The sequence below is a fragment of the Pedobacter fastidiosus genome (assembly GCF_014306625.1).
Taxonomy (GTDB): domain Bacteria; phylum Bacteroidota; class Bacteroidia; order Sphingobacteriales; family Sphingobacteriaceae; genus Pedobacter; species Pedobacter fastidiosus.
This window is the reverse complement of sequence record NZ_JACRYL010000020.1, coordinates 352-24,882: the sequence shown is the minus strand read 5'-3', so window position 1 is coordinate 24,882 and position 24,531 is coordinate 352. Positions and strand designations below refer to the sequence as shown.

Below are 24,531 nucleotides of genomic sequence, written 5' to 3'. Positions count from 1 at the left end.
TAACTAGATAACCGAATGAGTAGCGATAGAAAAGAATTATCATCTGAACAAAATCAAGCGTTAATTGAGATCTTGAAAAATCGTTTCGAGAAAAATAAGAGTCGACATAAAAACATAGAGTGGAATCAAATCCAAGCCAAATTAGGAAGTCAGAAAGAAAAATTATGGTCGCTTAACGAGATGGAAATAACGGGTGGAGAACCTGATGTTATTGGATATTACGAAAAGAGTGGCGAATATATTTTTTGCGATTGCTCGGCAGAAAGCCCGAAAGGTAGACGAAGTGTTTGTTATGATCATGAAGCGTTAGAATCTAGAAAGGAAAATAAACCCGAAAACAGTGCTATTGAGATGGCAAATGATATGGGCATTAAGCTCTTAAATGAAGAAGAATATAGAGCATTACAAACGCTTGGAATATTTGATCTCAAAACATCTAGCTGGATTGAAACCCCACCATTCATTAGAAAATTAAAAGGCGCACTTTTTTGCGATCGCCGTTATGATACCGTATTTGTTTATCACAATGGCGCAGAATCTTATTATGCCGCTAGGGGATTTCGGGGAATGCTAAAAGTTTAATGATTGATTAACTTCAATTTTTAACCACAGATACGCACAGATAAACACAGATTTTAATTCCATAGTTATTTTATCTGTAGTTTATAAGGTTTTGTGCATTATTCTTTACATCCCAGCCATTAATCGTTGCAGAAATTTTAGTACCTAAACTGGATTGAAGCGGTATCCCCGATTTTTCATCGGGATTTAGCGAAAAGCCAGCCAGACGATAATCAGGCATCTGTATTTGCTTTCCAAAACAATTTGATAGTTAAAGATATTTCTCCTTAATTAACACCCCGGTCTGCGACCACCCCTCTAAAAGAGGGGAATTACCCCTCATAGTTTTTAAGCAATTTGCAGTTCCCCTCTTTTACAGGGGGTGCCTTTAAGGCGGGGTGTTTATTTATGGACGATAACCGAGCATCTGTCTTTGCTTTCCAAAAACGATGTGATAATTAAAGAATATTTTACCCTAATTAACACCCTGGTCTGCGACCACCCCTCTGGAAGAGGGGAATTACCCCTCCACCACAAAAGGCCATAAAACTTCTTAAATTAATAGCCCTACCAGATCACCACTCTTAAACTATCGGGTTGGTACATTTTGCTTCCCGGTTTAATTCCAAAAGCTTTATGAAACTCTGGAACATTTGCCAACGGACCATTAACACGATATTGAGCCGGAGCATGAACATCAACCATAATCTGATTAGCCAAGGCTTCTTTTTTCACTTGAACCATCCAGGCATAGCTATAACCCACAAAGTATCTTTGTGTTGGGGTTAAGCCACCGATTACTTCGTTTTTTTGATATTGAGGAGATTTTTTGAAAGCTTCTAAGCCCATTACAACTCCACCTAAATCGGCAATATTTTCTCCCTGTGTGGCATCACCATTTACAAACTTGCCTGGTAGTGGTTCAAACTTATTGAACTGTTTAACAATCAGCTTTGTTTTTATCTTAAACTTGGCTAAATCCTCTGGTGTCCACCAATTTTTTAAATTTCCATTTTCGTCATACTGGCTACCTTGATCATCAAACCCATGGGTAATTTCATGTCCGAAAGTAGAACCGCCAATAATACCATATAAAATGGCATCGTCTGGCATTCTGCCTTCAAAACCCGGCACTAAAATATTGCAAGCGGGTACAACAATTTCGTTGTTACTTGAAGAATAATAAGCGTTATAAGTTTGTGGAAACATGTACCACTCTGTACGATCTACGGGTTTGCCAAATTTATCAATCATAAACTGATACCTCCACTTATTGGCTTCGATTACATTACCACAGTAAGAAACCCGATCGATATTGAGGCTGCTCATATCTTTCCATTTATCTGGATAACCAACTTTCATGGTAATCTTGCTAAGTTTAACTAAGGCTTTTTTCTTAGTTATTTCGCTCATCCAATCTAAATTTTTGATGTGAACGGCATAAACATCTCTAATGTTGTTGCCAATTTCTAACAATTTTTCTTTAGATCCTTTCGGGAGATATTCGGAAACATAAACCTGCCCAATCAACTCACCCAAGAAACCGTTGGTTTGCTCGACAACTCTCTTCCAACGAGGTTTTTGCTTGGTTACCCCACCCATAATGGTAGAGTAGAAATAGAAATTTTGCTGATCGATAGCGCTCGGAAGATAGTTGGCATAAGAATTCATTAAATCCCATTTTAAATAAGCTTTCCAATCTTCAATAGGATAACTTTTTATCATTTTATTTAAAGCAAGATAAAATTCGGGCTGACCAATTATTACAGTATCAGCTTTTACAACGCCAAGTTCTTGTAAAACATTTTGCCAATTAATATTTGGTGTAGAGGCTTTGAACTGTGCTACACTCATTTTATTATAATTTTTAACCGGGTCGCGAAGTGCTTCTAATTTACGGGAAGATTTTGCAAGTTCGGTTTCAAATTTCATAATCGTGGCCGAATTCTTTTTTGAGGTAGTTGCATCGTTGCCCATCAAAAGCGACATGGCATCGAGATGTTTCGCATATTCATTTCTAATGTTTACCGTTTCCTTATCTGTATTAAAGTAGTAATCTCGGTTTCCCATTCCTAAACCGCCCTGTGAGAAAAATACAGCATATTTACTACTGTTCTTATCATCTTGACCAACATAAAAACTAAATGCAGGCGATGCACCAATGGTGTGTAAATATGCAATTGTACTGATTAATGAGGCTTCATCATGAATCTGATCAATCCGTTGCAAACTAGTAGACAAAGGCTTTAATCCCTCTTTTTCTATGGCTACGGTATCCATACCAGAGGCATAAAAATCTCCAATTTTCTGCTCATTACTGCCTTTTTTTGCATTGGTTTCTTTAGCAGATTTTTCGCAGATATTTTTTACCTGTGCATTTATGGTATCTTGAATGGTTCTAAAAATTCCATTACCTCTTTCCGTACTTGGAATGGGATGGCTTTTAAACCAAGCTCCGTTTACATAGTTAAAAAAATCATCGCCAGCTTTTACTGTGGAATCACGATTGGCCAATAACGGATCTTTGAAATCGGCCTCTTTTTGATTGCAACCTGCTAGGACTACACAACTTGCAATGAAGAGCATTTTTTTGAATTTACTCATTTGGTTTTGTTTTGAAATGTAAGATAAATAAATTATTGCCTTTCTGGTATTCATATTTTTAAATTGAATAAGATCGGTCGCCAGTTTTTATTATCTTTTATTTGGAAATTTGGAGTTGTGTGATTGTGGCATTGCCATCGAGTCATTGCAATTGAGGTCGTCGATAATATTTACCCAAATATTATATACTAAGAGTAATGAATTATAATTTGATTAATTTAGAAATCCAAAATCTTTATGGACAACTCAAATGCAAGACGAAATTAAAGAAAGCCAGCTCAAACTCTATAATAAAGCAACAATTATAATTTTTTCTCTTTTACTTTCTACCTTCTTTGGAGGTGTTATTTATTCTAGAAATTTATCTCAAATTGGTGAAAGAAAGCAAATTGCACCTGTTCTGTTTTTTTGCCTTATCTGGAATCTTATACTTTTTAAAATTGCGAACAAGCTTACAAGCGATTTACTACTATCCTTTATTATTCCTAATTTACTTGGTAGTTTGGTGATAACAACTCTTTTTTGGAAACACCATTTCAAGGAGATTAGTTTTAAGAGCAAAAACATTTGGATGCCTTTAATTGTGGTTTTCATTGTTTATGGGATTTTTATTTGTCTCCTTTTTTTTAAGAGATAAGTACATTAACTCTTCTAGATCTTTTAAAAAACCACAATATTACTTCCATATAAAAGCACTTCTAAATTCAGCTGAATTTTATATCTTAATGGCCCATGATTAAAACACTAAAGTCAAATAGAAGCGTTATAATAGGAGTCATTTTTATTTTGGCCTTATTATTTATTCAACAGCTTACCTTCTCTCCTTTTTTAAAAAGTATTGGAGCTTCTGTAAATGCCACTACTTTATTCATTTCGAGGTTATTAATCTGGTTTTGTTTGCTTTTAATCTGGTTTTACTCTATTAAATTCGAAAAGCAAAAGCTCCTGATATGGGAGGAAAAGAATTACAATATCCCATTCTACATCATTTCTGTAATTTTAATGTTTATCATTATTATTATTGGTGTTACTTGCATTCAGAAAGCCATTTCATTACTTGGATTAAAAAGCAATAGTGCATCTCTAGTTAGGATTGTAAATATTTTTAAAAAAAACTATTGGCTCATGATCTTCACCGCTTTAACGGCCGGCATTGTAGAAGAATTAATTTTTAGAGCTTACATTCAACCTCGATTAGAGCTACTATTTAAAAGTCCGGCTGTAGCAATTATTATCTCTTCTTTCCTTTTCGGCTTACTTCACTTTCAGTACGGAACGATTATAAATGTATTAGGACCAATTTTTATAGGTGCAGTATTTGCAATCCACTATTGGAAATTCAGAAACATCAAAGTGCTTATTTTTAGCCACTTCCTGTGGGATTTTATCCTATTATCCATCTCCTTAAAAAGATAAACTTAGCAAGTATCGGGTAGTTTAGCACTCTGTTCAGCAATACTTTTGTGTATAAATAAAATGTTATGAAAGCTCAAGATGAAATTAACTTCAACAGAATAGCGGAAGCCATAAATTATATACAGAGCAATTTTAAAGAACAGCCTAGTTTGGAACAAATTGCTGAAAAAGTAAACCTAAGTCCGTTTCATTTTCAACGGCTTTTTAGCGATTGGGCGGGTACAAGTCCGAAAAGGTTTTTGCAATATATTAGCCTTAATTATGCTAAAAAACTATTGAAAGAAAATCAGGCTTCATTGTTTGAAACCGCTTTAGAAATAGGCCTTTCTGGTACAAGCAGACTCCACGATTTGTTTGTGAATATTGAAGGAATGACACCGGGCGAATATAAAAATGGTGGAGAAAACCTAAACATCAATTACAGTTTTGCAGAAAGTCCTTTTGGAAATATTATAGTTGCATCTACTGAAAAAGGAATCTGCCATATTTCTTTTTCTGATGATGAATTGACTGGTTTAGAAAACTTAAAAAATCAATTTCCGAAAGCAAACTATAAACAGATGCTAGATTTGGAACAACAGAATGCACTATTTATTTTCAGTCACGATTGGACCAAACTCAACCAGATTAAACTCCATTTAAAGGGAACGGATTTTCAACTGAAAGTTTGGGAAACCCTGCTAAAAATCCCAATGGGACAGCTTTCTACTTATGGCACAGTTGCTAAACATCTTCAAAATCCAAATGCATCAAGAGCTGTTGGAACTGCGATTGGCGATAATCCGGTCGCATTTTTAATTCCATGCCATAGAGTAATCCAATCGAGCGGGGCACTTGGCGGGTATCATTGGGGTACTACACGCAAATCGGCAATTATTGGATGGGAAGCCTCAAAAACCGAAGGAGAATTATAATGTTACAAGAATTAAGAAAGCAGATTAAAAATAATGAAATTTGTTTTGGAGGAAATTCCCGATTAAAAATATACGGTAAGTTAAACTGCAAATCGGGCAAAAGAATGAAAATGGAAAATCGGGTATTTTTCAAGTCAGAGAAAGAAGCGCTAGAAAATGGCTTTCGTCCTTGCGGAAATTGTTTAAACAAGAAATACAAAGAATGGATTTATTCAACACAGAAATAGATGTAAAACAGAACTTACTGCCTTACGGTGGGACGGTTAATTATTATGGAAAACTAATCTCTCAAGCCAAAGCAGATCATTATTTTCAAGTTTTGATGGAAACCATCAAATGGCGAAATGACGAAGCTTTTATTATGGGTAAACACATCATCACAAAGAGAAAAGTGGGTTGGTATGGTAACGAAAAATATGCTTATACCTACTCGAATGCGACGAAACATGCACTTGCCTGGACACCCGAATTACTTGAACTGAAAGACCTAGTAGAAGAAAAAACCGCTACAACATTTAACTCTTGCCTACTTAATTTATATCATAATGGCGATGAAGGTATGGCGTACCATAGCGATGATGAAAAATCGCTCGGAAAAAATACAACTATAGCTTCTGTAAGTTTTGGAGCAGAGCGAAAATTTCTTTTAAAGCATAAACAAACCAAAGAAACAATTTCTACTTTTTTAGAACATGGCAGTTTGTTGGTGATGAAAGATGAAACGCAAACCAATTGGCTACATCGTTTACCAACAACAAAAAAAGTTACGCGACCAAGAATAAACTTAACGTTTAGAACAATGGTTTAAGGTTTCAGGGTTGATGCTACTACATTGAATTGATTTCTAAACCATCGCAAAGCCATTACGTTGTTGCGAGGTACGAAGCAATCTACTACTTTAGGTTTTCACCTTGGAGCAATCGCATTAAGATTGCTTCGTACCTCGCAATGACGACTTTCACGTTAGTGCTTAAATTCTTTAATATCAACAACCCTATCTTCATCTGGGTTTTTAGTTAAGAAAGAAGTACCTCGATTATTTTTAACCCAGCTGTAACCTTGTTGAATATTGCCTATTAAAGTTTCAGGCTGATTAAGCATATTAGCATCTACCGGTAAAACTAACGTTTCGCCCGTTTGATAATTTACCTGATATAATGAATTGGCAGTTAAAAAAACCAAAGTTGTTCGGTCTCCAGAATACATAAAAAACTTCCCTTGAATGCGTTCGTCAGGAACTTGTCTTTTAATTGGATAAACTTTTCCATTTACAGAGGTGATCAAGAAATCGTTGTTAACGATAAAACTTGTACGGCTCATTTCCTCAATACCCTTAGTTATGGTTCTATCGTTTTTTCCATTAGATGGTCTATCCAAATCGATTACTTCTAATTTTCCACTTTTTAGAAGAATGATGTAAAATGGAGAAACCAAGCCAGAACCATCGGCTACTTGAACTAGAACAGCAGTTTTTTGGGAGTTTAAGTACCTAGCATCCGTAAATTTGTTAGCTAAAGGCTTCGGATCTTTCTTAATTGAAACTGTTGTATCCTTAAATTGAATAGCAGATAAATCTACTTTACCAGAGTCTGTTTTTACAATTGTAAGAATTTCATCTTTACTTTTCGGAAATTCATTAAAACTCTCATCAGCCATTAAAGCTCTTGGGGTGTACGTTTTTTCATTGCTTCCAGGTTTGCAGGCCAGTAATGTAATCGATAGAAAGAGGGCTAAAAGTGTAGTTTTCATAGGTTTTGGTCACGGCTAAATTCGTGCCCTAATTTATCATCTTTATTTATAGCTTTTTAATAAATTTGATTATCTAACGTAAAGATTTGGTTAGAACTGCTACATTCACCTAAAAAAGAATGTATACAATTCCATTTACCAACATCGATTGGAGCCAAGTTGAAAAGAGCCATCACCCTGGAGAAACTGGCGATGCGTATTGGCAAACCCTAAATTTTGACGGATTAAGAATTAGAATTGTTGAATATTCTGCTGGTTATCTTGCCGACCATTGGTGTCAAAAAGGGCACATTGTGCATTGCCTAGAAGGAAGTTTTGTTAGCGAATTGGAAAATGGCGAACAGTTTAGTCTTTCAAAGGGAATGACATATGTAGTTTCAGATCACTTAAGTTCTCATCGCTCATTATCAGCAGAAAGTGTAAAACTTCTAATTATTGATGGAGATTTTCTAGAGCCAAAAGATCAATAATTTTATTAGTTTCGTTTAATCATCTCGCATCCCAATTACAGCAGTAAACAAATAAAAAACAATTATGCTAGTAAAATCTATTTTGGGCGAGTTCCTACATGAAGCAGAGAGCACCCGCAAACTTTTAAATGCCATTCCAGACAGCGCATTAAACTGGAAACCTTCGGATACTTCTTGGACAACTGGCCAACTTGCATCTCACATTGCCGAAATTTACAATTGGTATCCTGATACGGTACATGGTAGTGAATTCGATATGGGAACTTATAAATACGATAAGGGAGATATTACAAAGGCATCAAACATCGTTGCAAAGTTTGAAGAAAACGTTAAAAAGGCACAAGCAAGTTTAGAATCTGCTACAGATGAGAGTATGTTTGAAAATTGGAAAATGGTTGCTGGAGGACAAACACTTCTCCCTGAAATGCCAAGAATTCAAGTCATGCGTGGTTTCTTAATGAACCATATTTATCATCATCGAGGCGAAATGATTGTTTATTTGCGCTCCACAGGAAATAAGGTTCCGGGTATGTATGGGCCGGTTTTTGAGGACAGTTTGAGATAAAAAAAATTAAATTTAAGGGCCACCATTTAAAGGTGGTCTTTATAATTTTACGCAATGAAAATTTTTGCTGAAACGGAACGACTAATTTTAAGAGAACTCTTACCAATAGATGCTGAGGGAATGTTTGAACTGGATTCTGATCCTGATGTCCATTTATATCTTGGCAATAATCCCATCAAGTCCATTGAACAAAGCAAAAGCGACATCGAATTTATTCGCGAACAGTACAAGCGCTTAGGCATTGGCAGATGGGCAGTTATCGAGAAGGAAACTGGAGATTTTGTGGGTTGGTCTGGCTTAAAACTCATCACAAAATTAACCAACAATCATGTTAATTATTACGATTTAGGTTATCGCTTTATAAAAAGATTTTGGGGCAAAGGTTATGCAACAGAAACCGCCCAAGCTTCAATAGATTACGGCTTTAATGAACTTAATCTCGATTATATTATAGGCATAGCGGATGTAGATAACTTGGGTTCTATTCATGTACTTGAAAAAGTAGGTTTAAAAAAAATCGAGCTTTTCGATTACACTGGAAAGCTTCACCATTGGATGAGGATCGAAAAACAAACAAGCCAAATTCAATTATAAAGCCCTACTTTCGCCGAAAATTAAGATCTAACAATATGGAAACTAAAGACAGCAATGGCAATATTTTGAATGAAGGTGATTCAGTAACCGTAATAAAATCGCTAAAGGTTAAAGGTATGTCTACTGATATTAAACAAGGCACAGCAGTTAAAAACATTCGTTTAACGGATGATCCGAAAGCAATTGAAGGCAAAGTAAATGGAACTGTACTGGTACTTAAAACAGAGTTCCTAAAAAAGAAGAACTAATTAACAATTAGGTTTCATCATTATATTATTTCACCACCTTAGAAACCTAAGAAAGATTTTACTCGCGTAAATTAAATTTATTACAACTTCCAGCTAAGGTTCTCTTAGGTCTTAGGTGGTGATTTTGAATTCCTAAAACAGAAAACGCAACTGTGGTTTAATTTTTGATGATGGTATTGAAAAATCAGTAAAACCATGAAAAACTTACTATTCTTAGGATTAATCATTTGCTTCTTCAGCTCTTGTATCGAAAAAATAGACACAAAAGCGATGGCAAATACAAAATGGGAATTATCAGAATTACCTGGTATGACTTTGCCAACCACTTCCAAAGCAACTTTAAATATTGCGGACAGTTTAAAAATTGGTGGAAAATCTTTCTGTAACTCTTACGGAGGTCAGGGAGAAATAGTTGACAATAAACTTGCACTAAAAAATATTTTCGGCACAAAAATGTTTTGTCAGGATACAGATGCTGCAGAGCGTTCTTATCTACAAGCCTTAAACCAAGTAAATAATGCAAAAATTATTGACGGAAAATTGCATTTATTACTTGAAGATAAAACACTTCTAGTATTTACAAAAGTGAATTAACCATATTTAACACACAGAACGAGCCCGAACAAACTATTTTTAGTATTTTCGGGCTTTTTAGTTTATCACAGAGGATGCCATTTAAAATTAAAGAAGATTTAAAGTTTTTTTTCTCTACCGGGAGAAAAGCATTTATCCTATTCCAAAAAAACGACCCTTTGCGTTTGGCAGGAGCAACGGCATTCTTTACCAACTTTGCACTTCCACCAATATTAATCATCTTGATACGCCTCTTCGGTATGTTTACCGACAGACGGCTATTGGTTACGCATATTTTTGAGCGACTAGCAAACATTTTAGATGACAGCAGTATTGCTCAGATTCGGTTAACCTTAAGAAATATAAGAGGCATTGATCAAGCTTGGTACGTTACCTTATTTAGTTTTGTGTTTTTCCTTTTTGTTGCTACAACGCTTTTCAATGTAATTAAAAATTCATTAGAGCAAATTTGGACAATTGGTTTAGAGGCTAAAAAAGGAATCGTGGCAACGCTTAAATCTAGAGCAATTTCTGTAACTATAATTCTGCTGGCTGGAATTTTATTCTTTTTAGGATTATTGGCCGACAGTGTTCAGGCATTTATTGGTGCTTATTTAAAAACCGGATCGCCATCTTTCAGTTTGGTCATCTCATCAATTATCAATCAAATTGTTTTTGTACTTATTGTTACCACATGGTTTACCATTTTATTTAGATTTTTAACCAATGGAAGACCAACCTGGAGAGCTGCTATATCTGGTGGATTACTAACTGGATGTTTGTTTACTGCCGGAAAATACATTTTAAGAATCCTACTGCCATTGAGCAACATTAGTAATATTTATGGTTCAGCAGGTTCTATAATAGTTATTATGCTCTTCGTATTTTATTCATCGCTGATATTTTATTTCGGAGCATCTTTCATTAAAGCATTGAGCAATGAAAGAGAAACCCCAATCGAACCTAAGAATGGTGCTTTTGCCTACGAACTTACGCAAGTAGAACATGAGATTTTAAAACAAGAAAAGACAGATAATACATAATTATCTGTCTTTCAAATATAAAAATTCTGCTCTTTAAGCTGGAACTTTTTCATAGCCTTGCATTTCGAAAACTGCAAGTTTATTTAATAAATTGTAATGTAAAGTACCAAACAGGTTTACCAAACCTTCGCTACTTTTGCCTTCTATCCAAACCGTTTCCTTAACTACTTCAGTATTTTGATTAATTGGATTATTAAAAATAGTTTCCTCATCTTTAATAATCAAGTCTTTTGCATCAATACGAAATTGATTAAGTAGGGAGATAAAATTCTGGCCTTTAAGTAATAATTCTTTTAAGTTCATAAGGCATATTTGATTAAGTTAGTCTACTCACAAAAGCAATTATTAGTCCAATTAAAGCCTTAACTGTCAAATTGTTGATAACTTATAAAATTCTGTACCCTAAACCAATGGTAAATAGATTTAGTTTGGTTCCAGGGTATCCCGATTTATTAATTTTAGATAATCCTAGTTCATAGCGAGCATCAAAACTGAGCTTTTTAATATCCAGTCCTGCACCAAATTGCCACGCCAATGCCTGATCTTTAAAATCTGCTTTGAAAACATTTCCCGCAGCCTGACTAAAACTTTGATTTTCATCTAAGATTAAGGAGAACATCGGACCAGTATTTAACCTCAAGCCAATACCAGCAGCGCCAAATTTAGTTCCAATTAAAAGCGGGACATCCAAACTTGTAAAACGAACTTGATTTACTTCGCCTGTAGCATCGCTAACCAAATTTGCCTTTTTGCCAGACACGTATACCTCCGGTTGGAAATAAACGCCTGCGGCTCCTACCCTTGCCCATAATCCACCATAAAAGCCTGTACGGTTTTCACTGCTAAATGTATTTTCAGAATCAAATTTAGAAAAATTTGCTCCAGCCTTTAATCCCAATTGGAAAGTAGGCAAAACCTGTGCACTGGCATAAAAGCCGGCAAACAAACAGGCAACGGTAAGATAAAACGATTTCATAATAAATAGGGTGATTTTTTAGGTTAATTAACTTGTTGCATTGTTAATGGCTTCTTGTTCTTTAAGCGCATCAACATTGTTTTTATCCCCAAAATTCTGGGTCTTGTCCGCAAAGTAATCTAAAATTCCCACAATTGTATCTAAGTTATCGGCCAAACGTTGGTGCATATCTGGTAAATCTTTCTCTAATCTCGCATCGCTTAGCTCGATATTATCCACTTCGATTTTACCAATTTTTTGAATAAGTGCCTGTTGCGAATTTTGTAAATCTTCCAATTCACGCACAATCTTTTCCATCAATTCAAATTTCTTTAAAGTATTCATAGGTTCTTAATTTTAATTTTTAAACTGTTTCCTTTATAAACCCACAGAGGCATATTTTGTTTTTATATAGAGAATGTTTAAAAATTTATTTAGATATCTAAGCATCTTTAAGGATGAGATTAATACATTAAAGATAGAATCGCTCAAATGAAGCTTACAGATTAACTTAAACTTTCGAATACCGGTTTAACATTATCCCAAAAATCATCAAGTGCTATAATTCTTGGTTTAAAAAATGAAATCAGATTAGGCCAATGTTGCTGGTTATAAATATTTACATTTTCCAAGTTCATAGAAACCTGACTGATAATTTTACCGTACTCATCTGCTGCATCTTGTTCCCAGTTCCATTCTTCGCCCAAGGTATTGGTTAACATCAATTTAAATTCTTCAAATTGATTATAGATCAAGTGCCTTATTCCCGCATCAGTGTGTGCCAATTGAATGGAAATAATTGCTTTCTTCTGATCTACATCCATTTTAAAAAAGATGTTTTTCACTCCAGTTTTATAATTAATCCAGTTTACGGTTGAGCCACTTGCCGATGGAACTGGCTTCATATACTGCCCAAAGCTAATCCAAAACTGTTGCCTTAATCTCGCCGCCTCTTCCTTACTGTACATACTTATTCTTCATCGTTGGCACAATAACCATCGTTTAATTTAATAAGCTACAATATTAAAAGATTAGTATTTAGATTCAAAATGATAATTACCCGAACCAATTATTTCTTTCTTTTCTGTTTTAGGCATAGTTACAGTTGCTTTTGCATTTGCGGGAACCGTTACATCAAGTTTAAAAATACCATCCTTAATTGTCCAAGATGATTTAACTGTTCCGTAAACGGTTTCAAGTTCTCCAGATGCACTGGTTAAGTTGCCACCGGGTTTTGGTGAAATTAAAATTGCTTTATAACCCGGGTTTTCAGGAACAGGATTAATGCCTATAATATTTTTGTACATCCAATCGCCAATTGCACCATAAGCATAATGGTTAAAAGAGTTCATATCTGCAGTTTGAAACGAGCCATCTTGTTTTATACCGTCCCATCTTTCCCAAATTGTTGTCGCACCCATTTTAACTGGATAAAGCCAAGAGGGGTAACTTTCTTGCAACAATAAATCGTATGCTACATCTTGGTGCCCAAAACGACTTAAAACGTGACAAAGATAAGGAGTCCCCAAAAAACCTGTGGTTAAATGATTTCCGTAATCCCTAACATTTTGAGCCAATCTTTCTGCCGCTTGCTGACGCATATTTTCTGGAAGTAAATCAAATTGAAGGGCAAGAACATAGGCCGTTTGAGTGTTCGAAGCAAGCTTGCCATTCTCCGTCATATTTTCTTTTACATAGGCTTTCTTAATTTTCTCAAGCAAAGCGCTGTACTTTTCTACGTCTTCTGTTTTACCCAAAACTTTGGCAGCGTTAAGAAGCATTTGAGTAGAATGCGCATAAAATGTTTGCGCAATCATGTATTTGTCAGTCACCGCAGCACGACCATCGTTATCATCATTCGGGCGGTAGAACAACCAATCGCCAAAGTGAAATCCACTGTTCCAAAGATTATCTTTTGCAACTGAAGAAATGTAATCAACCCATTTCTTCATACTTCCGTATTGCGCTTCAAGAATTCCCCTATCACCGTATGCCACATACATATCCCAAGGAATAATAGTTGCAACATCTCCCCAACCAGAAGACCCAGCATCTCTTTCGCTAATCACATTTGGAACAACAAAAGGAACACTGCCATTGGGCAACTGATCTGCACTCACATCTTTTAACCATTTGGTAAAAAAGCCAGACACATCCATATTATACGCTGCTGTAGATGCAAATGCCTGCGCATCGCCAGTCCAGCCAAGTCGCTCATCTCTTTGTGGGCAATCGGTTGGAACATCTACAAAATTGCCTTTTTGTCCCCACTGAATGTTGTGTTGCAATTGATTTAGCAAAGAATTTGAAGATGTAAACTTTCCAGTTGGATTCATATCAGAATATACCGCAACCGCAGTTAAATCTTCCAATTTGAGCTCACCCGGATAGCCTTGAATTTTCACATACCTAAACCCTTGGAAAGTAAAATGAGGTTCGAAAACTTGTTCTTTTTCACCCTTTAAAATGTAGCTATTTTGCTGTTTGGCAGAGCGTAAATTCGTGGTGTAAAAGTTACCTGCCTTATCTAAAACTTCTGCATGACTAAGGGTTATTTTCGTTCCAGATGGACCTTTAGCTTTCAACATTACCCAACCCACCAAATTTTGACCAAAGTCTATAACGGTTTCTCCAGCAGGGGTTTTAATAATTTTAAGCGCTTTAAATTCTTCATGTTTGCTTACCGAAGGGCCACTCATTCCAACTAGTTTTTCTGTTCCGCTATCTACAATTCTAACAGGTTTCCAGCTTGCCGTTTCTTTAAATTTGATGTTATCCCAGCCAGAAATTTCCAATCGAGCATCGTAGGTTTCCCCATCATAAATATTGGATGATACAATTGGTCCGTAGGCCGTTTTCCAACTGTTATCTGTATTGATTACTTCTTTTGTACCATCGGTATATTCTATTTCAACTTGAAGCAATAATGCTCTTGTATCGCCGTAAAATTGGCGTTGATTACCAAAGCCAATCCTACCTTTGTACCATCCATCTCCAAGCGCTACACCAATTGTATTTTCGCCTTTGTTAAACGATTTAGTAACATCATAAACCTGATATTGAATGTGGTTTCTATAACTTGTCCATCCCGGTGCGAAATAGTGATCCCCTAATTTTTTACCATTAATGTGAGCCTCGTATAAACCTTTTGCCGTAATGTAGGCTGTAGCCGAGCGAATGCTTTTTTTAACATCAAAATCTTTCCTAAACAAAGGGCTCATAAGCGAAGAATCTTTCCCTTCAACCGCAATCCATTTGGCTGTCCAATCACCAGGTTTTAAACCCGTTTGGAAATATTGAACTGCAGACCATGCCGATGTATTTCCATGATTATCTTTTACCCTAACCTGCCAATAATATTTTGTTTTTGAAGAAAGTTCTGGTCCATTATAAGAAACAAGAACTGATTGATCGCTCTTCTTCTCAGCCGTCCATAATGCCTTTTTAGAGAATTTAGCTGTATTTCCCAATCTAATTTCGTAGCCGGTTTGTTCGGTATTCTTTATCTCAGAAACCAATTTCCAACTAAATCTAGGCTTTGGCTGATCAACGCTAAGCGGATTTGTTAAATGCTCTACCGTTAAATTATTTACTGATATTTTTTGTGCTGATGTATTGATAACAAATGCAAACAGCATGAAAAGAAAAAGCCCTGCCGTTGTTTTGGGAAATGAGTGTTTCATAAATGGTTAGCGTTAATTTATATCTTAACGATGCGATAATCAGAAATATAATTCAGCTTACTATCCTGCACTGTCATGAAAAATTAAGCGTTACAGCAACGCCAATTACAACGCAACAAACTGTTTAACAGTATATTTACACACTAACTGATCTTTAAAACAATATACTTTTTGAGTGATAAAGAAATCTATTTACCCATTAAACGAGCAACATATTTCCCAATAATATCGAATTCTAGATTTACAGTATCACCAACATTTACTTCCTGCAAATTGGTGTGTTCGAACGTGTAAGGAATAATAAAAACAGAAAATTCATCATCTGCAGAATTAACAACAGTTAAACTAATTCCATTAACGCAGGCTGATCCTTTTTCTACTGTAACATTTCCAGCAGACGCATCATATTTAAAGCGATATTCCCAGCTTCCATCCAATTCCTCGCGTTTTACGCAAATTGCAGTTTGATCTACATGGCCTTGAACAATGTGCCCATCTAAACGTGCATTCATTTGCATACAACGCTCTAAGTTAACTTTACTGCCAACTTTTAAATTGTCAAGATTGGTTTTGTTCAATGTTTCATCTATGGCAGTAACGGTGTGGTTTCCATCATTTATAGCAACTACAGTTAAGCAAACGCCATTATGGGCTACACTCTGATCAATTTTTAATTCATGACTAATAGCCGATGAAATGGTAAAATGGACATTTGTATGATCGTGTTTTATGGCTGTTACTGCGCCAAGTGTTTCTATAATTCCAGTGAACATTTTTAGCTTTTTGTAATCATCGTGATGAATTTTTCCAACAGGATAATAATTTTAATATTTCAATCTATTTTTTCTCCAGTCAGAATTGCTTTTAAGCATTTCTGCTGATGGAGCAACATCGCTTTTCTTTTCAAAAAGTTTAGAAGCGATTACCGCAGCAATTAAGGCTTCTGTTTCATCTTCAACTTTTAAACTATCGGCATTAAAGTATTTGCCAACAAAATGAGTATCGAAATTACCTGTTTTAAATGCTTCGTGTTGCATCACAAAATTACCAAAAGCCAAAGTAGTTTCTATCCCAGTAATCTCATATTCTGCAATTGCTCGAACCATTCTTTCAATAGCCTCTTCCCTATCTTTCCCATAAGTAATCAGTTTTGCAATCATTGGATCATAATAAATCGGGATTTCCATACCTTGCTCAAAACCATCATCAACCCTTACCCCGTTTCCTTTTGGTGTTTTATAAGTTTGCAAAGTACCAATATCCGGCAGGAAATTATTTTTAGGATCTTCTGCATAAACCCGAAGCTCTATTGCGTGGCCATTTATTTTTAAATCTTCCTGATTAAAGCTCAATTTCTCTCCAGATGCAATTTTGATTTGTTCTTTAACTAAATCGATTCCAGTAATCAGTTCGGTAACTGGATGCTCTACCTGCAAACGAGTATTCATTTCCAAGAAAAAGAAATCGAGATTTTCATCCAGAATAAACTCTACCGTTCCTGCTCCAGTATAATTAACCGAGCGGGCAACATCCACAGCACATTTACCCATTTGTTGCCTAATCTTTTCTGTAAGCACAGCTGAGGGTGCTTCTTCAATCACTTTTTGATGCCTACGCTGCACTGAACATTCTCGTTCGAAGAGATGGACAATATTGCCATAATTATCACCTAAAACTTGAATTTCGATATGTCTAGGAGACGTTACATACCGTTCAATGAAAACAGATCCATCTCCAAATGCCGAAGTGGCCTCGCTTACGGCAAGTTGCATTTGTTCTTCAAAATCATCAGCCTTTTCTACAATGCGCATGCCCTTCCCCCCACCACCTGCCGCAGCTTTAATCAGAATAGGAAAGCCAACTTCTACTGCTCTTTCTTTCGCCTCGGCAACATCTTTAATCGCTTCTTCCGTTCCTGGAACCATCGGAATATTATACTTCAATGCCGCTGCTTTTGCCGAAAGCTTATTTCCCATAATCTCCATGGCATGGGGCGATGGACCGATTAAAATTAAACCTGCATCGGCAACCATTTGCGCAAAGTTTGCATTTTCAGATAGAAAACCATACCCTGGATGAATCGCTTCAGCTCCAGTTAATTTACAGGCTTCAATAATTTTTTCACCTACCAAATAACTTTGATTGGATGGCGCTGGACCAATAAAAATAGCTTCATCAGCATAGCGAACATGTAAGGCATTTCGATCAGCCTCAGAAAAAACCGCTACCGTTTTTATTCCCATTTCCTTTGCCGAACGCATAATCCGCAAAGCGATTTCACCTCTGTTTGCAATGAGAATTTTAGAAATTTTTAATTTATGATTTTGGTCTTCGAACATTTGGTTATTAACTATAAACGAGCCTACTATTATCCTTTACTACAAATGTAATATTATTTCAATTGCCTGATCGATCATCGCAGCGCTCAAATCTAAATGGGTAACCAGCCTAACTGTGCTTGCGCTAGTGGTATTGCAATGAAGTCCTTTTTCTGTAAATTGATCTACAACTTTTTGAGCAGTTCCTTTTGCTACTTCAAAGATTACTATATTGGTTTCTACAGGCATTACAGATAATACGTAATTGGTAGAAATCAAAGCGTTTGCTAAAGCTCTAGCGTGGTCATGATCTTCTTTTAATCGTTCTATGTGATGATCTAACGCATAAATACCAGCTGCAGCTAAAAATCCCGCCTGGCGCATTCCTCCGCCGAAAGCCTTTCTAATTTTTCGAGCCTTTTTAATGGTTTCTTTATTGCCCAATAAAACAGATCCCACTGGTGCACCCAATCCTTTCGATAAACATACAGAAATACCATCGAAATACTTTCCATATTCATGCGCCTTATCTCCGGTAGCCACTAATGCATTGAAAATTCTAGCGCCATCTAAATGAAGTTTTAATCCCTTAATATTGCACAGATGGTGGATTGGAGCAATCTGAGCCAAAGTATAACAGCTTCCCCCGCCCTTATTTACCGTATTTTCTAAAACCACTAAAGAGGAATTTGGATAGTGAATATTATCTTCATTAACTTCTGGCTCTATAAGTTCGGGTGTTAAAATACCACGTTCGCCATACAATAATCGAACAGAGGCTCCAGAGTGATAGGCAATTCCTCCAATTTCATAACGATATACATGTGCAGTTTGATCACAAATAACTTCGTCCATGGGCTGTGTGAAACACTTAATCCCAATCTGGTTAGTCATTGTTCCCGACGGACAAAAGAGTCCGGCTTCCATGTTAAATGTTTCTGCCAATTGGGTTTCTAACTTGTGCACCGTTTCATCCTCACCAAAAACATCGTCGCCTACTTTTGCATTCATCATCGCATCAAGCATTCCAGCGGTTGGCTTGGTTACGGTATCGCTTCTGAAATCTAAAAAATTGCTATTCATTTTTGTATATATTGTAAAATATTTTAAACTGTTAAAAAAAAAGACCGATGCCCTTTCTGGTATAATTTTAAGGATTTAAGCCGATTAAACACGCTATATAGTGTATTTTTTACACACTTAAATTCCAACAACAACAAATTGTTAAAAAATTATTAAAAAAAAAGATACAAAATATAAGAGTTTTTATACTTTTATCGTGCTAAAACCAAAAATAAATAAAATGATAGTAATTGCAGACGGTGGATCTACCAAAACAAATTGGTGTTTGATTAACGAGGCCGGCAGAAAAATTTACTTTAACACTGAGGGCTACAATCCTTATTTCTCGAAAGGGGAATATATTGTAAAGTCTTTAAACGAAACGCTTCCAGACCACTTGGAGCGAGAAAAACTAACAGCAGTTTATTATTATGGCGCCGGATGTTCTACCGCTGCAAATGTAAAAATTGTGGCTGATGCCATGAAACAGATTTTTACCAATGCAACAGTTTTTGTTGGTCATGATTTACTTGCCTCTTGCAGAGCACTTCTAGGTAACGAGCCTGGATTTGCTGGTATTTTAGGTACGGGAACAAATTCTTGCTTGTATGATGGTACCGATATTACTTTAAATATCGATTCATTGGGTTATTTTTTGGGTGATGAAGGAAGTGGATCTTACATTGGTAAACGTATTTTAAGCGATTACATGAAAGGTTACATGCCAAAAGGTTTACGTGAGGCTTTTTATGATAATTATGCCCTAACAAACGAAGATATTTTTGACAACATTTACAACAAGCCGTTGCCAAATCGTTTCTGCGCAAGTTTCAGTAAGTTTTTATACGATTTTAAAGACAATTACGAAGACTATGCATTCAGCACTATCGATTATGCATTTACTGCATTTTTCGAAGCTTTGGTTATCCACTATCCAAACTATAAAGATCACAAATTAAATTGCGTAGGTTCTGTAGGTTACAGTTTCCGCGATATATTAAGTATTGTAGCCGATCGTTACGAAATGGGCGTTGGTAAAATTATCCGCTCACCTATAGATGATTTAGTTCATTATCACTTAGAATTGGCTCCGAAAGGATAATTCAGTTCTAAGCTGCCAGTTTTGAGTTGAGCATTCAAAACTTAAATAACCAAAAAGACCCGATTTGAAAAAATCGGGTCTTTTTTATTTTGCTTGTACAGCGTTCTGATTAATCTTAAAAAGATATTTCCTTGCCGAATAACTTCGCGTATTTACGTTTATCGAAGCGATATAAAGTGGCTGCTCTGTACGAAACACCTTTTTGTTTTTCATCAAGCTCTTTCAAAACACCAAAACTTACAATCTTTTTTCTAAAGTTTCGCTTATCCAGCTTTTTACCCAAAACCAATTCGTAAACATGTTGCAACTGGGTTAAGGTAAATTTCTCAGGCAAAAGTTCGAAAGCAATTGGCTGATGTTTGATCCTCCGTTTAATTTTTTCTAAACCTTTATCATAAATCTTCTGGTGATCGAAAGCCAGTTTAGGCAAATCAGTAATCGGCAACCAGTTTGCACGTTTCGCATAATTACTCACCGGCCTAAGTTCCTTATCACCACCCAAACGAATCAGAGCGTAATAGGCTAGCGTAATTACTCTACCCTGAGGGTGCCTGTGTGGATCGCCAAAAGCATAATACTGCTCCATGTAAATCCCACGTAAACCGGTTAGTTCATATAAAATTCGCGAAGCCGACTGATCGAGACTTTCATCAGGACCAACGATGTTACCAGGCAGTGCCCACCAATCTTTAAATGGTTCTTCGTTTCTTTCGATGAGCAGGATTTTTAATTCCTTGCCATCAAATCCAAATAGGACACAATCTATAGAGAATACGGAATCTAAATGAGGTAAAATTTGTTCCAAGGTAAAATTTAGTTATTTTAAGCAGATAAAGGTATGACTTTCAATATTAAGTAAAAAAAATAAAAAAAATTACTTAGTGTAAAAATTACACACTATATTCGTATTATAAAGATGAAGCCAAATATTAAAAATATAGCTGTATTGACTTCTGGTGGCGATGCCCCAGGAATGAATGCTGCGATTAGAGCTGTAGTTCGTACCGGAATATACCATGGCATTAATATGTTTGGTGTAATGCAGGGTTACCAAGGCCTAATTACCGACAATATAAAACCAATGGATGCCCGTTCTGTAAGTAATATTTTACACTTGGGCGGAACCATTTTAAAAACTGCCCGTTGTTTAGAATTTAAAACTGACGAAGGACAAGAAATAGCTTACAAAAATTTAAAGAAAAATAATATCGATGGATTAGTTGTAATCGGTGGGGATGGGACTTTTACAGGTGCCAGACGTTTTTCTGAAAAATATGGTGTTAAAGTAATTGGAATTCCTGGAACCATCGACAACGATTTAGTTGGATCTGATTTTACTTTGGGATACGATACCGCAATTAATACCGTTATCGAAGCCGTTGATAAAATTAGAGATACAGCAGATGCACACGACCGTTTATTCTTTATTGAAGTTATGGGTCGCGATTCTGGTTGTATTGCTTTAAGAAGTTCTATTGCAAGCGGTGCTGAAGCTGTTTTATTGCCAGAAAGAGAAACCAGCGTGGCCGAACTAATAGAAAAATTAGCATTAGGCGCAGCAACCAAAAAATCATCTAGCATTGTTATTGTTGCCGAAGGGCACAAACAAGGTGGCGCTTACGATATTGCCAAAAAGGTGAAAGAAACATTTGATCATTACGACACCAAGGTTACGATTTTAGGTCACCTGCAACGTGGTGGTAGTCCAAGTAGTTTCGACCGTATTTTAGGGAGCAGGCTCGGTTTTGCTGCAGTAAATGCTTTAATTGCTGGCGAAACGGAACAAATGGTTGGCTTAAAGGGCAATGAAATTAAATTAACCAGTATTAAAGAAGCTTTAACAGCTCACAGCTTTAAACTGGAACCAGATTTAATGGAAATGACTGAGGTTTTATCTATATAATATGATAGCGGTTGTTTACAGCGGATCGAGAACTGCATTTTGGAAACTTACTCAAAATGGACAGGTGGTTGCTCACTGCAATACATCAGGCATTAATCCCTGTTTTGTAGATGCCAAAACCATTTTACAAATTTTGAATAAGAAAGTTGTTCTGGTAAACAATGCTGAAAATATAAAGAAAATTTATTTCTTTGCAGCCGGGGCATCATCTGCAGATAGACAAGAAGAATTATCCAATACCCTATCCTCATTTTTTAGATACAGCAAGGTAATTGTAGAAAATGATTTATTTGGCGCTGCAAAAGCGGCCTGTTTCGATAAAACCGGAATAGTAGGAATGTTGGGTAGTGGAGCAAATTGCGCTTACTTTGACGGCAAGAAACCGATTAACAATAACTTTGGATTAGGTTATATTTTGGGCGATGAAGGATCATCTAATTATTTTGGCAAAATTTTATTAAAGGATTTTTTAAGCAAGAAATTGCCGAAAGACTTAGAAAGCAAATTCATTACAATCTATAATTTAGATCGCCCTCAAATATTAGAACGAATTTACAATAAACCACAGGCGAATATATTTTTAACCTCTTTTTTCGATTTCTTCACCCAAAACAGCAAACACGAATATATTATAAAGCTGATTGATGAAGGGTTTGAAAAATACTTTGAAACCTACGTACTGCCAATGGTGAGTAAATATGGAAACGAAGATTTACATTTTGTAGGCAAAGTAGCGGCAGAATTAGAAGACCGACTGCAGATTACCGCAAAAAAATACGACTTAGAAATTAAAACGATTATTAAAGAACCAATACTAAATTTATTAAAACATTACATTAATTAACAAAACAATGAGCAAAATTGGAATAAACGGCTTTGGCCGTATTGGCAGACTGGTTTTCAGAGCTGCTTTAAAAAGAGGATTAGATATTGTAGCTATAAACGACTTAATTGAGCCGGATTATATGGCTTATATGTTGAAATACGATACTACCCACGGTAAATTCGATGGAACGATTGAAGTGGTTGATGGTAATTTAGTAGTAAACGGTAAAACTATTCGCGTAACTGCAGAAAGAAATCCTGCAGATTTGAAATGGGATGCTGTTGGTGTTGAAGTAGTAATTGAATCTACAGGTTTATTTTTAACTCGTGCTGATGCTGAAAAACACATCGCTGCAGGTGCTAAAAAAGTAGTTTTCTCTGCTCCAGCCAAAGATGATGACATTCCTACTTACGTAATGGGAGTAAATCATCATAAATTAACTGCAGATCAAACAATTGTTTCTAACGCATCTTGTACTACAAACTGTTTAGCGCCAATTGCGAAAGTTTTAAATGATAACTTCGGTATTGTTGAAGGCTTAATGAGCACAATCCACGCTGTAACTGCAACACAAAAAACTGTTGATGGCCCATCAGCAAAAGATTGGAGAGGTGGTCGTGGTGGTTTCTCAAACATCATTCCTTCATCAACTGGTGCTGCTAAAGCAGTAGGTATGGTTCTTCCTGAATTAAAAGGTAAATTAACAGGTATGTCATTCCGTGTTCCTGTTGCTGATGTTTCTGTTGTTGATTTAACAGCACGTTTAGAAAAACCTGCAACCTACAAACAAATCAAGGCTGCAATGAAAGCTGCATCTGAAGGTGAGTTAAAAGGTGTTCTAGGTTATACAGATGAAGAAGTTGTTTCTTCTGACTTTATTGGTGATGACCATGCTTCTATTTTTGATGCTAAAGCTGGTATTTCATTAAATGATAACTTCGTTAAAGTTGTATCATGGTATGATAATGAGTGGGGATATTCTTCTGCACTAGCTAAATTTGTAGAATATTACGCAAGTTTATAATAAAAAAACGGCTTAAAGGCTGGTTTTTAAATATTTAAAGGCTCACATTGTGCATCAATGTGGGCCTTTTTATTTTAAATCTCATTTTCACCAGTAAAATTTATTTTTATTTCCATTAATTATTTTAATTTATTTAAAACAACTCCACATAATTATACGTTTTCTATCGTAATTACGTTTTAAAAGCTAAAATATTTAACTCTTAAGTTAGATTTAACAAAAAATTAATTCAATTTGAGCATATCGTACTACTTTTTGATAATATTTAACAATTGCTTAACATATTTTTGCCCTATATTTGCAATACAGTCGTTTTATATCCCCGAATCTTCCATAAAAAGAACAGTAAATAAAAAATGACAAAAAAAATACTTAAAAATTTCTTAGTGTATTTTTTACACTATCATTTTTTTTACTATATTTGTAGAGTAATAAACGGAACGATGTTTATCACCACAAAAAAAGATAAATCATTTTCTTGAGAAACTTCGGTTTAGATAGAAAATTAAAGACAAAGCCTGGCTCATAACAGGTTTATATTTGGTTAGAAAAAAGAGACAAGTCTGGATAGATTGTCTCTTTTCTTATTTTAGAGGATTTTGAAATGGAAAACAATACTTAATCCTACAATTAAACAGTTAATTTTATTTGTATCTAATAAGAAATTATAATTTATATTTTAGTTCAACCCTAATCAAATTCTTTATGTCGATTATTATAATGATCATCCAAATCCTTGTCGCTGTAACAATCATCTATTTTGTATTAAGAACTTTAGATGAAATTAGAAAGGCTAGTGTTTACCGCAATGAAATTCTTAACCAGATTCGTAATGAACTTACAAAGTTAAATGAGAAATAAAATTTGGCTATGCAAAAGAACTACATTAATGGCCGTGAGCGCATTGCAAGTTAAAATGAT

28 protein-coding genes are annotated in these 24,531 nt (G+C 35.6%); 16 read left to right on the top strand and 12 right to left on the bottom strand.

The annotated features are described in order from the left end of the window. Positions 1-15: 15 nt before the first annotated feature. Positions 16-582 carry a DUF4256 domain-containing protein gene (locus H7U22_RS18450; protein WP_187072821.1) on the top strand — a complete coding sequence of 189 codons (567 nt, stop codon included), beginning with the start codon at positions 16-18 and terminating at the stop codon, positions 580-582. 70 nt (positions 583-652) lie between these two features. Here the strand turns inward: H7U22_RS18450 and H7U22_RS18445 are convergent, their stop codons facing one another. Further along, entirely contained in the window at positions 653-802 is a 150-nt protein-coding gene (locus tag H7U22_RS18445) for a hypothetical protein (protein ID WP_187072820.1), read from the bottom strand. A 326-nt stretch (positions 803-1,128) separates the two neighbouring features. Further along, the gene (locus H7U22_RS18440) at positions 1,129-3,165 is read right to left on the bottom strand and encodes a M13 family metallopeptidase (RefSeq protein WP_187072819.1); all 2,037 of its coding nucleotides are present in this window, start codon (positions 3,163-3,165) and stop codon (positions 1,129-1,131) included. A gap of 250 nt (positions 3,166-3,415) precedes the next feature. Between H7U22_RS18440 and H7U22_RS18435 the strand changes: the two genes are divergently transcribed. The 5 genes from H7U22_RS18435 (at position 3,416) to H7U22_RS18415 (ending at position 6,303) form a co-directional block, all read left to right on the top strand. Next, entirely contained in the window at positions 3,416-3,802 is a 387-nt protein-coding gene (locus tag H7U22_RS18435; RefSeq protein ID WP_187072818.1) for a hypothetical protein, read from the top strand. Positions 3,803-3,951: 149 nt separating this feature from the next. Continuing rightward, positions 3,952-4,581 (top strand): CPBP family intramembrane glutamic endopeptidase, encoded by a 630-nt coding sequence (locus tag H7U22_RS18430; protein WP_222621898.1) that lies wholly within the window; start codon positions 3,952-3,954, stop codon positions 4,579-4,581. A 65-nt stretch (positions 4,582-4,646) separates the two neighbouring features. Further along, positions 4,647-5,495: a methylated-DNA--[protein]-cysteine S-methyltransferase gene (locus tag H7U22_RS18425; RefSeq protein ID WP_187072816.1), complete on the top strand. Its 849-nt coding sequence runs from the start codon at positions 4,647-4,649 to the stop codon at positions 5,493-5,495. Further along, positions 5,495-5,722: an Ada metal-binding domain-containing protein gene (locus H7U22_RS18420; RefSeq protein ID WP_248284799.1), complete on the top strand. Its 228-nt coding sequence runs from the start codon at positions 5,495-5,497 to the stop codon at positions 5,720-5,722. The genes H7U22_RS18425 and H7U22_RS18420 overlap by 1 nt, the downstream gene beginning before the upstream one ends. After that, a complete protein-coding gene (locus tag H7U22_RS18415) occupies positions 5,698-6,303 on the top strand; it encodes an alpha-ketoglutarate-dependent dioxygenase AlkB family protein (RefSeq protein WP_187072814.1) in 606 nt (201 codons plus the stop codon). The genes H7U22_RS18420 and H7U22_RS18415 overlap by 25 nt, the downstream gene beginning before the upstream one ends. Before the next feature lie 155 nt (positions 6,304-6,458). On the opposite strand, the gene H7U22_RS18410 is transcribed toward H7U22_RS18415, so the two are convergent. Then, complete coding sequence (locus tag H7U22_RS18410) at positions 6,459-7,244, bottom strand: hypothetical protein (protein ID WP_187072813.1); 786 nt, start codon at positions 7,242-7,244, stop codon at positions 6,459-6,461. A 119-nt stretch (positions 7,245-7,363) separates the two neighbouring features. Here H7U22_RS18410 and H7U22_RS18405 point away from each other — a divergent pair, with 119 nt between their 5' ends. From H7U22_RS18405 to H7U22_RS18380, 6 genes are all read left to right on the top strand, one after another. Continuing rightward, positions 7,364-7,714 (top strand): DHCW motif cupin fold protein, encoded by a 351-nt coding sequence (locus H7U22_RS18405; RefSeq protein ID WP_187072812.1) that lies wholly within the window; start codon positions 7,364-7,366, stop codon positions 7,712-7,714. Positions 7,715-7,778: 64 nt separating this feature from the next. Continuing rightward, positions 7,779-8,279, top strand: coding sequence for a DinB family protein (locus tag H7U22_RS18400; RefSeq protein ID WP_187072811.1), 501 nt, complete (start codon positions 7,779-7,781; stop codon positions 8,277-8,279). Positions 8,280-8,333: 54 nt separating this feature from the next. Next, positions 8,334-8,873 carry a GNAT family N-acetyltransferase gene (locus H7U22_RS18395; protein WP_187072810.1) on the top strand — a complete coding sequence of 180 codons (540 nt, stop codon included), beginning with the start codon at positions 8,334-8,336 and terminating at the stop codon, positions 8,871-8,873. Positions 8,874-8,908: 35 nt separating this feature from the next. Next, positions 8,909-9,121, top strand: a complete 213-nt coding sequence (locus H7U22_RS18390; RefSeq protein ID WP_187072809.1) for an alkylphosphonate utilization protein — start codon at positions 8,909-8,911, stop codon at positions 9,119-9,121. A gap of 195 nt (positions 9,122-9,316) precedes the next feature. After that, on the top strand, positions 9,317-9,715 hold the full coding sequence (locus H7U22_RS18385) for an META domain-containing protein (protein WP_187072808.1): 399 nt from the start codon (positions 9,317-9,319) through the stop codon (positions 9,713-9,715). Between the two features lie 74 nt (positions 9,716-9,789). Beyond that, a complete protein-coding gene (locus H7U22_RS18380) occupies positions 9,790-10,737 on the top strand; it encodes a YihY/virulence factor BrkB family protein (RefSeq protein WP_187072807.1) in 948 nt (315 codons plus the stop codon). Between the two features lie 33 nt (positions 10,738-10,770). Here H7U22_RS18380 and H7U22_RS18375 read toward each other — a convergent pair whose 3' ends face one another. From H7U22_RS18375 to H7U22_RS18340, 8 genes are all read right to left on the bottom strand, one after another. Beyond that, entirely contained in the window at positions 10,771-11,040 is a 270-nt protein-coding gene (locus tag H7U22_RS18375) for a hypothetical protein (RefSeq protein ID WP_187072806.1), read from the bottom strand. A gap of 82 nt (positions 11,041-11,122) precedes the next feature. Next, positions 11,123-11,713: a porin family protein gene (locus H7U22_RS18370; RefSeq protein WP_187072805.1), complete on the bottom strand. Its 591-nt coding sequence runs from the start codon at positions 11,711-11,713 to the stop codon at positions 11,123-11,125. 27 nt (positions 11,714-11,740) lie between these two features. Further along, a complete protein-coding gene (locus tag H7U22_RS18365) occupies positions 11,741-12,037 on the bottom strand; it encodes a hypothetical protein (protein ID WP_187072804.1) in 297 nt (98 codons plus the stop codon). A 161-nt stretch (positions 12,038-12,198) separates the two neighbouring features. Further along, positions 12,199-12,660 (bottom strand): DUF4268 domain-containing protein, encoded by a 462-nt coding sequence (locus tag H7U22_RS18360; protein WP_187072803.1) that lies wholly within the window; start codon positions 12,658-12,660, stop codon positions 12,199-12,201. Between the two features lie 63 nt (positions 12,661-12,723). Next, a complete protein-coding gene (locus tag H7U22_RS18355; protein ID WP_187072802.1) occupies positions 12,724-15,375 on the bottom strand; it encodes a glycoside hydrolase family 78 protein in 2,652 nt (883 codons plus the stop codon). Between the two features lie 188 nt (positions 15,376-15,563). After that, complete coding sequence (locus H7U22_RS18350) at positions 15,564-16,148, bottom strand: riboflavin synthase (RefSeq protein WP_187072801.1); 585 nt, start codon at positions 16,146-16,148, stop codon at positions 15,564-15,566. Between the two features lie 51 nt (positions 16,149-16,199). Next, complete coding sequence (gene accC / locus H7U22_RS18345) at positions 16,200-17,714, bottom strand: acetyl-CoA carboxylase biotin carboxylase subunit (RefSeq protein ID WP_187072800.1); 1,515 nt, start codon at positions 17,712-17,714, stop codon at positions 16,200-16,202. Between the two features lie 39 nt (positions 17,715-17,753). Next, positions 17,754-18,776, bottom strand: coding sequence for a threonine aldolase family protein (locus H7U22_RS18340; RefSeq protein WP_187072799.1), 1,023 nt, complete (start codon positions 18,774-18,776; stop codon positions 17,754-17,756). Between the two features lie 220 nt (positions 18,777-18,996). Here H7U22_RS18340 and H7U22_RS18335 point away from each other — a divergent pair, with 220 nt between their 5' ends. Beyond that, a complete protein-coding gene (locus tag H7U22_RS18335; RefSeq protein WP_187072798.1) occupies positions 18,997-19,857 on the top strand; it encodes an N-acetylglucosamine kinase in 861 nt (286 codons plus the stop codon). Positions 19,858-19,972: 115 nt separating this feature from the next. Here H7U22_RS18335 and H7U22_RS18330 read toward each other — a convergent pair whose 3' ends face one another. Then, positions 19,973-20,662, bottom strand: coding sequence for an NUDIX hydrolase (locus H7U22_RS18330; RefSeq protein ID WP_187072797.1), 690 nt, complete (start codon positions 20,660-20,662; stop codon positions 19,973-19,975). A gap of 111 nt (positions 20,663-20,773) precedes the next feature. On the opposite strand from H7U22_RS18330, the gene pfkA reads away from it, so the two are divergent. The 3 genes from pfkA to gap are packed head-to-tail and all read left to right on the top strand — an operon-like array spanning position 20,774 to position 23,610. Continuing rightward, the gene (gene pfkA, locus H7U22_RS18325) at positions 20,774-21,760 is read left to right on the top strand and encodes a 6-phosphofructokinase (RefSeq protein WP_187072796.1); all 987 of its coding nucleotides are present in this window, start codon (positions 20,774-20,776) and stop codon (positions 21,758-21,760) included. A 1-nt stretch (position 21,761) separates the two neighbouring features. After that, positions 21,762-22,604 carry a hypothetical protein gene (locus tag H7U22_RS18320; RefSeq protein ID WP_187072795.1) on the top strand — a complete coding sequence of 281 codons (843 nt, stop codon included), beginning with the start codon at positions 21,762-21,764 and terminating at the stop codon, positions 22,602-22,604. A 7-nt stretch (positions 22,605-22,611) separates the two neighbouring features. Beyond that, complete coding sequence (gene gap / locus H7U22_RS18315; RefSeq protein ID WP_187072794.1) at positions 22,612-23,610, top strand: type I glyceraldehyde-3-phosphate dehydrogenase; 999 nt, start codon at positions 22,612-22,614, stop codon at positions 23,608-23,610. The last annotated feature ends 921 nt before the right edge of the window (positions 23,611-24,531 follow it).

What these genes read in the sequence shown, in the direction of transcription:
- gap (WP_187072794.1), top strand. Translation starts at nt 22,612, where the DNA reads ATGAGCAAAATTGGAATAAACGGCTTTGGCCGTATTGGCAGACTGGTT.
- H7U22_RS18350 (WP_187072801.1), bottom strand. Translation starts at nt 16,148, where the DNA reads ATGTTCACTGGAATTATAGAAACACTTGGCGCAGTAACAGCCATAAAA.
- H7U22_RS18390 (WP_187072809.1), top strand. Translation starts at nt 8,909, where the DNA reads ATGGAAACTAAAGACAGCAATGGCAATATTTTGAATGAAGGTGATTCA.
- H7U22_RS18435 (WP_187072818.1), top strand. Translation starts at nt 3,416, where the DNA reads ATGCAAGACGAAATTAAAGAAAGCCAGCTCAAACTCTATAATAAAGCA.
- H7U22_RS18400 (WP_187072811.1), top strand. Translation starts at nt 7,779, where the DNA reads ATGCTAGTAAAATCTATTTTGGGCGAGTTCCTACATGAAGCAGAGAGC.
- H7U22_RS18320 (WP_187072795.1), top strand. Translation starts at nt 21,762, where the DNA reads ATGATAGCGGTTGTTTACAGCGGATCGAGAACTGCATTTTGGAAACTT.
- H7U22_RS18360 (WP_187072803.1), bottom strand. Translation starts at nt 12,660, where the DNA reads ATGTACAGTAAGGAAGAGGCGGCGAGATTAAGGCAACAGTTTTGGATT.
- H7U22_RS18450 (WP_187072821.1), top strand. Translation starts at nt 16, where the DNA reads ATGAGTAGCGATAGAAAAGAATTATCATCTGAACAAAATCAAGCGTTA.
- H7U22_RS18415 (WP_187072814.1), top strand. Translation starts at nt 5,698, where the DNA reads ATGGATTTATTCAACACAGAAATAGATGTAAAACAGAACTTACTGCCT.
- H7U22_RS18380 (WP_187072807.1), top strand. Translation starts at nt 9,790, where the DNA reads ATGCCATTTAAAATTAAAGAAGATTTAAAGTTTTTTTTCTCTACCGGG.
- pfkA (WP_187072796.1), top strand. Translation starts at nt 20,774, where the DNA reads ATGAAGCCAAATATTAAAAATATAGCTGTATTGACTTCTGGTGGCGAT.
- H7U22_RS18370 (WP_187072805.1), bottom strand. Translation starts at nt 11,713, where the DNA reads ATGAAATCGTTTTATCTTACCGTTGCCTGTTTGTTTGCCGGCTTTTAT.
- H7U22_RS18420 (WP_248284799.1), top strand. Translation starts at nt 5,495, where the DNA reads ATGTTACAAGAATTAAGAAAGCAGATTAAAAATAATGAAATTTGTTTT.
- H7U22_RS18405 (WP_187072812.1), top strand. Translation starts at nt 7,364, where the DNA reads ATGTATACAATTCCATTTACCAACATCGATTGGAGCCAAGTTGAAAAG.
- H7U22_RS18440 (WP_187072819.1), bottom strand. Translation starts at nt 3,165, where the DNA reads ATGAGTAAATTCAAAAAAATGCTCTTCATTGCAAGTTGTGTAGTCCTA.
- H7U22_RS18375 (WP_187072806.1), bottom strand. Translation starts at nt 11,040, where the DNA reads ATGAACTTAAAAGAATTATTACTTAAAGGCCAGAATTTTATCTCCCTA.
- H7U22_RS18410 (WP_187072813.1), bottom strand. Translation starts at nt 7,244, where the DNA reads ATGAAAACTACACTTTTAGCCCTCTTTCTATCGATTACATTACTGGCC.
- H7U22_RS18365 (WP_187072804.1), bottom strand. Translation starts at nt 12,037, where the DNA reads ATGAATACTTTAAAGAAATTTGAATTGATGGAAAAGATTGTGCGTGAA.
- H7U22_RS18445 (WP_187072820.1), bottom strand. Translation starts at nt 802, where the DNA reads ATGCCTGATTATCGTCTGGCTGGCTTTTCGCTAAATCCCGATGAAAAA.
- H7U22_RS18385 (WP_187072808.1), top strand. Translation starts at nt 9,317, where the DNA reads ATGAAAAACTTACTATTCTTAGGATTAATCATTTGCTTCTTCAGCTCT.
- accC (WP_187072800.1), bottom strand. Translation starts at nt 17,714, where the DNA reads ATGTTCGAAGACCAAAATCATAAATTAAAAATTTCTAAAATTCTCATT.
- H7U22_RS18355 (WP_187072802.1), bottom strand. Translation starts at nt 15,375, where the DNA reads ATGAAACACTCATTTCCCAAAACAACGGCAGGGCTTTTTCTTTTCATG.
- H7U22_RS18335 (WP_187072798.1), top strand. Translation starts at nt 18,997, where the DNA reads ATGATAGTAATTGCAGACGGTGGATCTACCAAAACAAATTGGTGTTTG.
- H7U22_RS18340 (WP_187072799.1), bottom strand. Translation starts at nt 18,776, where the DNA reads ATGAATAGCAATTTTTTAGATTTCAGAAGCGATACCGTAACCAAGCCA.
- H7U22_RS18425 (WP_187072816.1), top strand. Translation starts at nt 4,647, where the DNA reads ATGAAAGCTCAAGATGAAATTAACTTCAACAGAATAGCGGAAGCCATA.
- H7U22_RS18395 (WP_187072810.1), top strand. Translation starts at nt 8,334, where the DNA reads ATGAAAATTTTTGCTGAAACGGAACGACTAATTTTAAGAGAACTCTTA.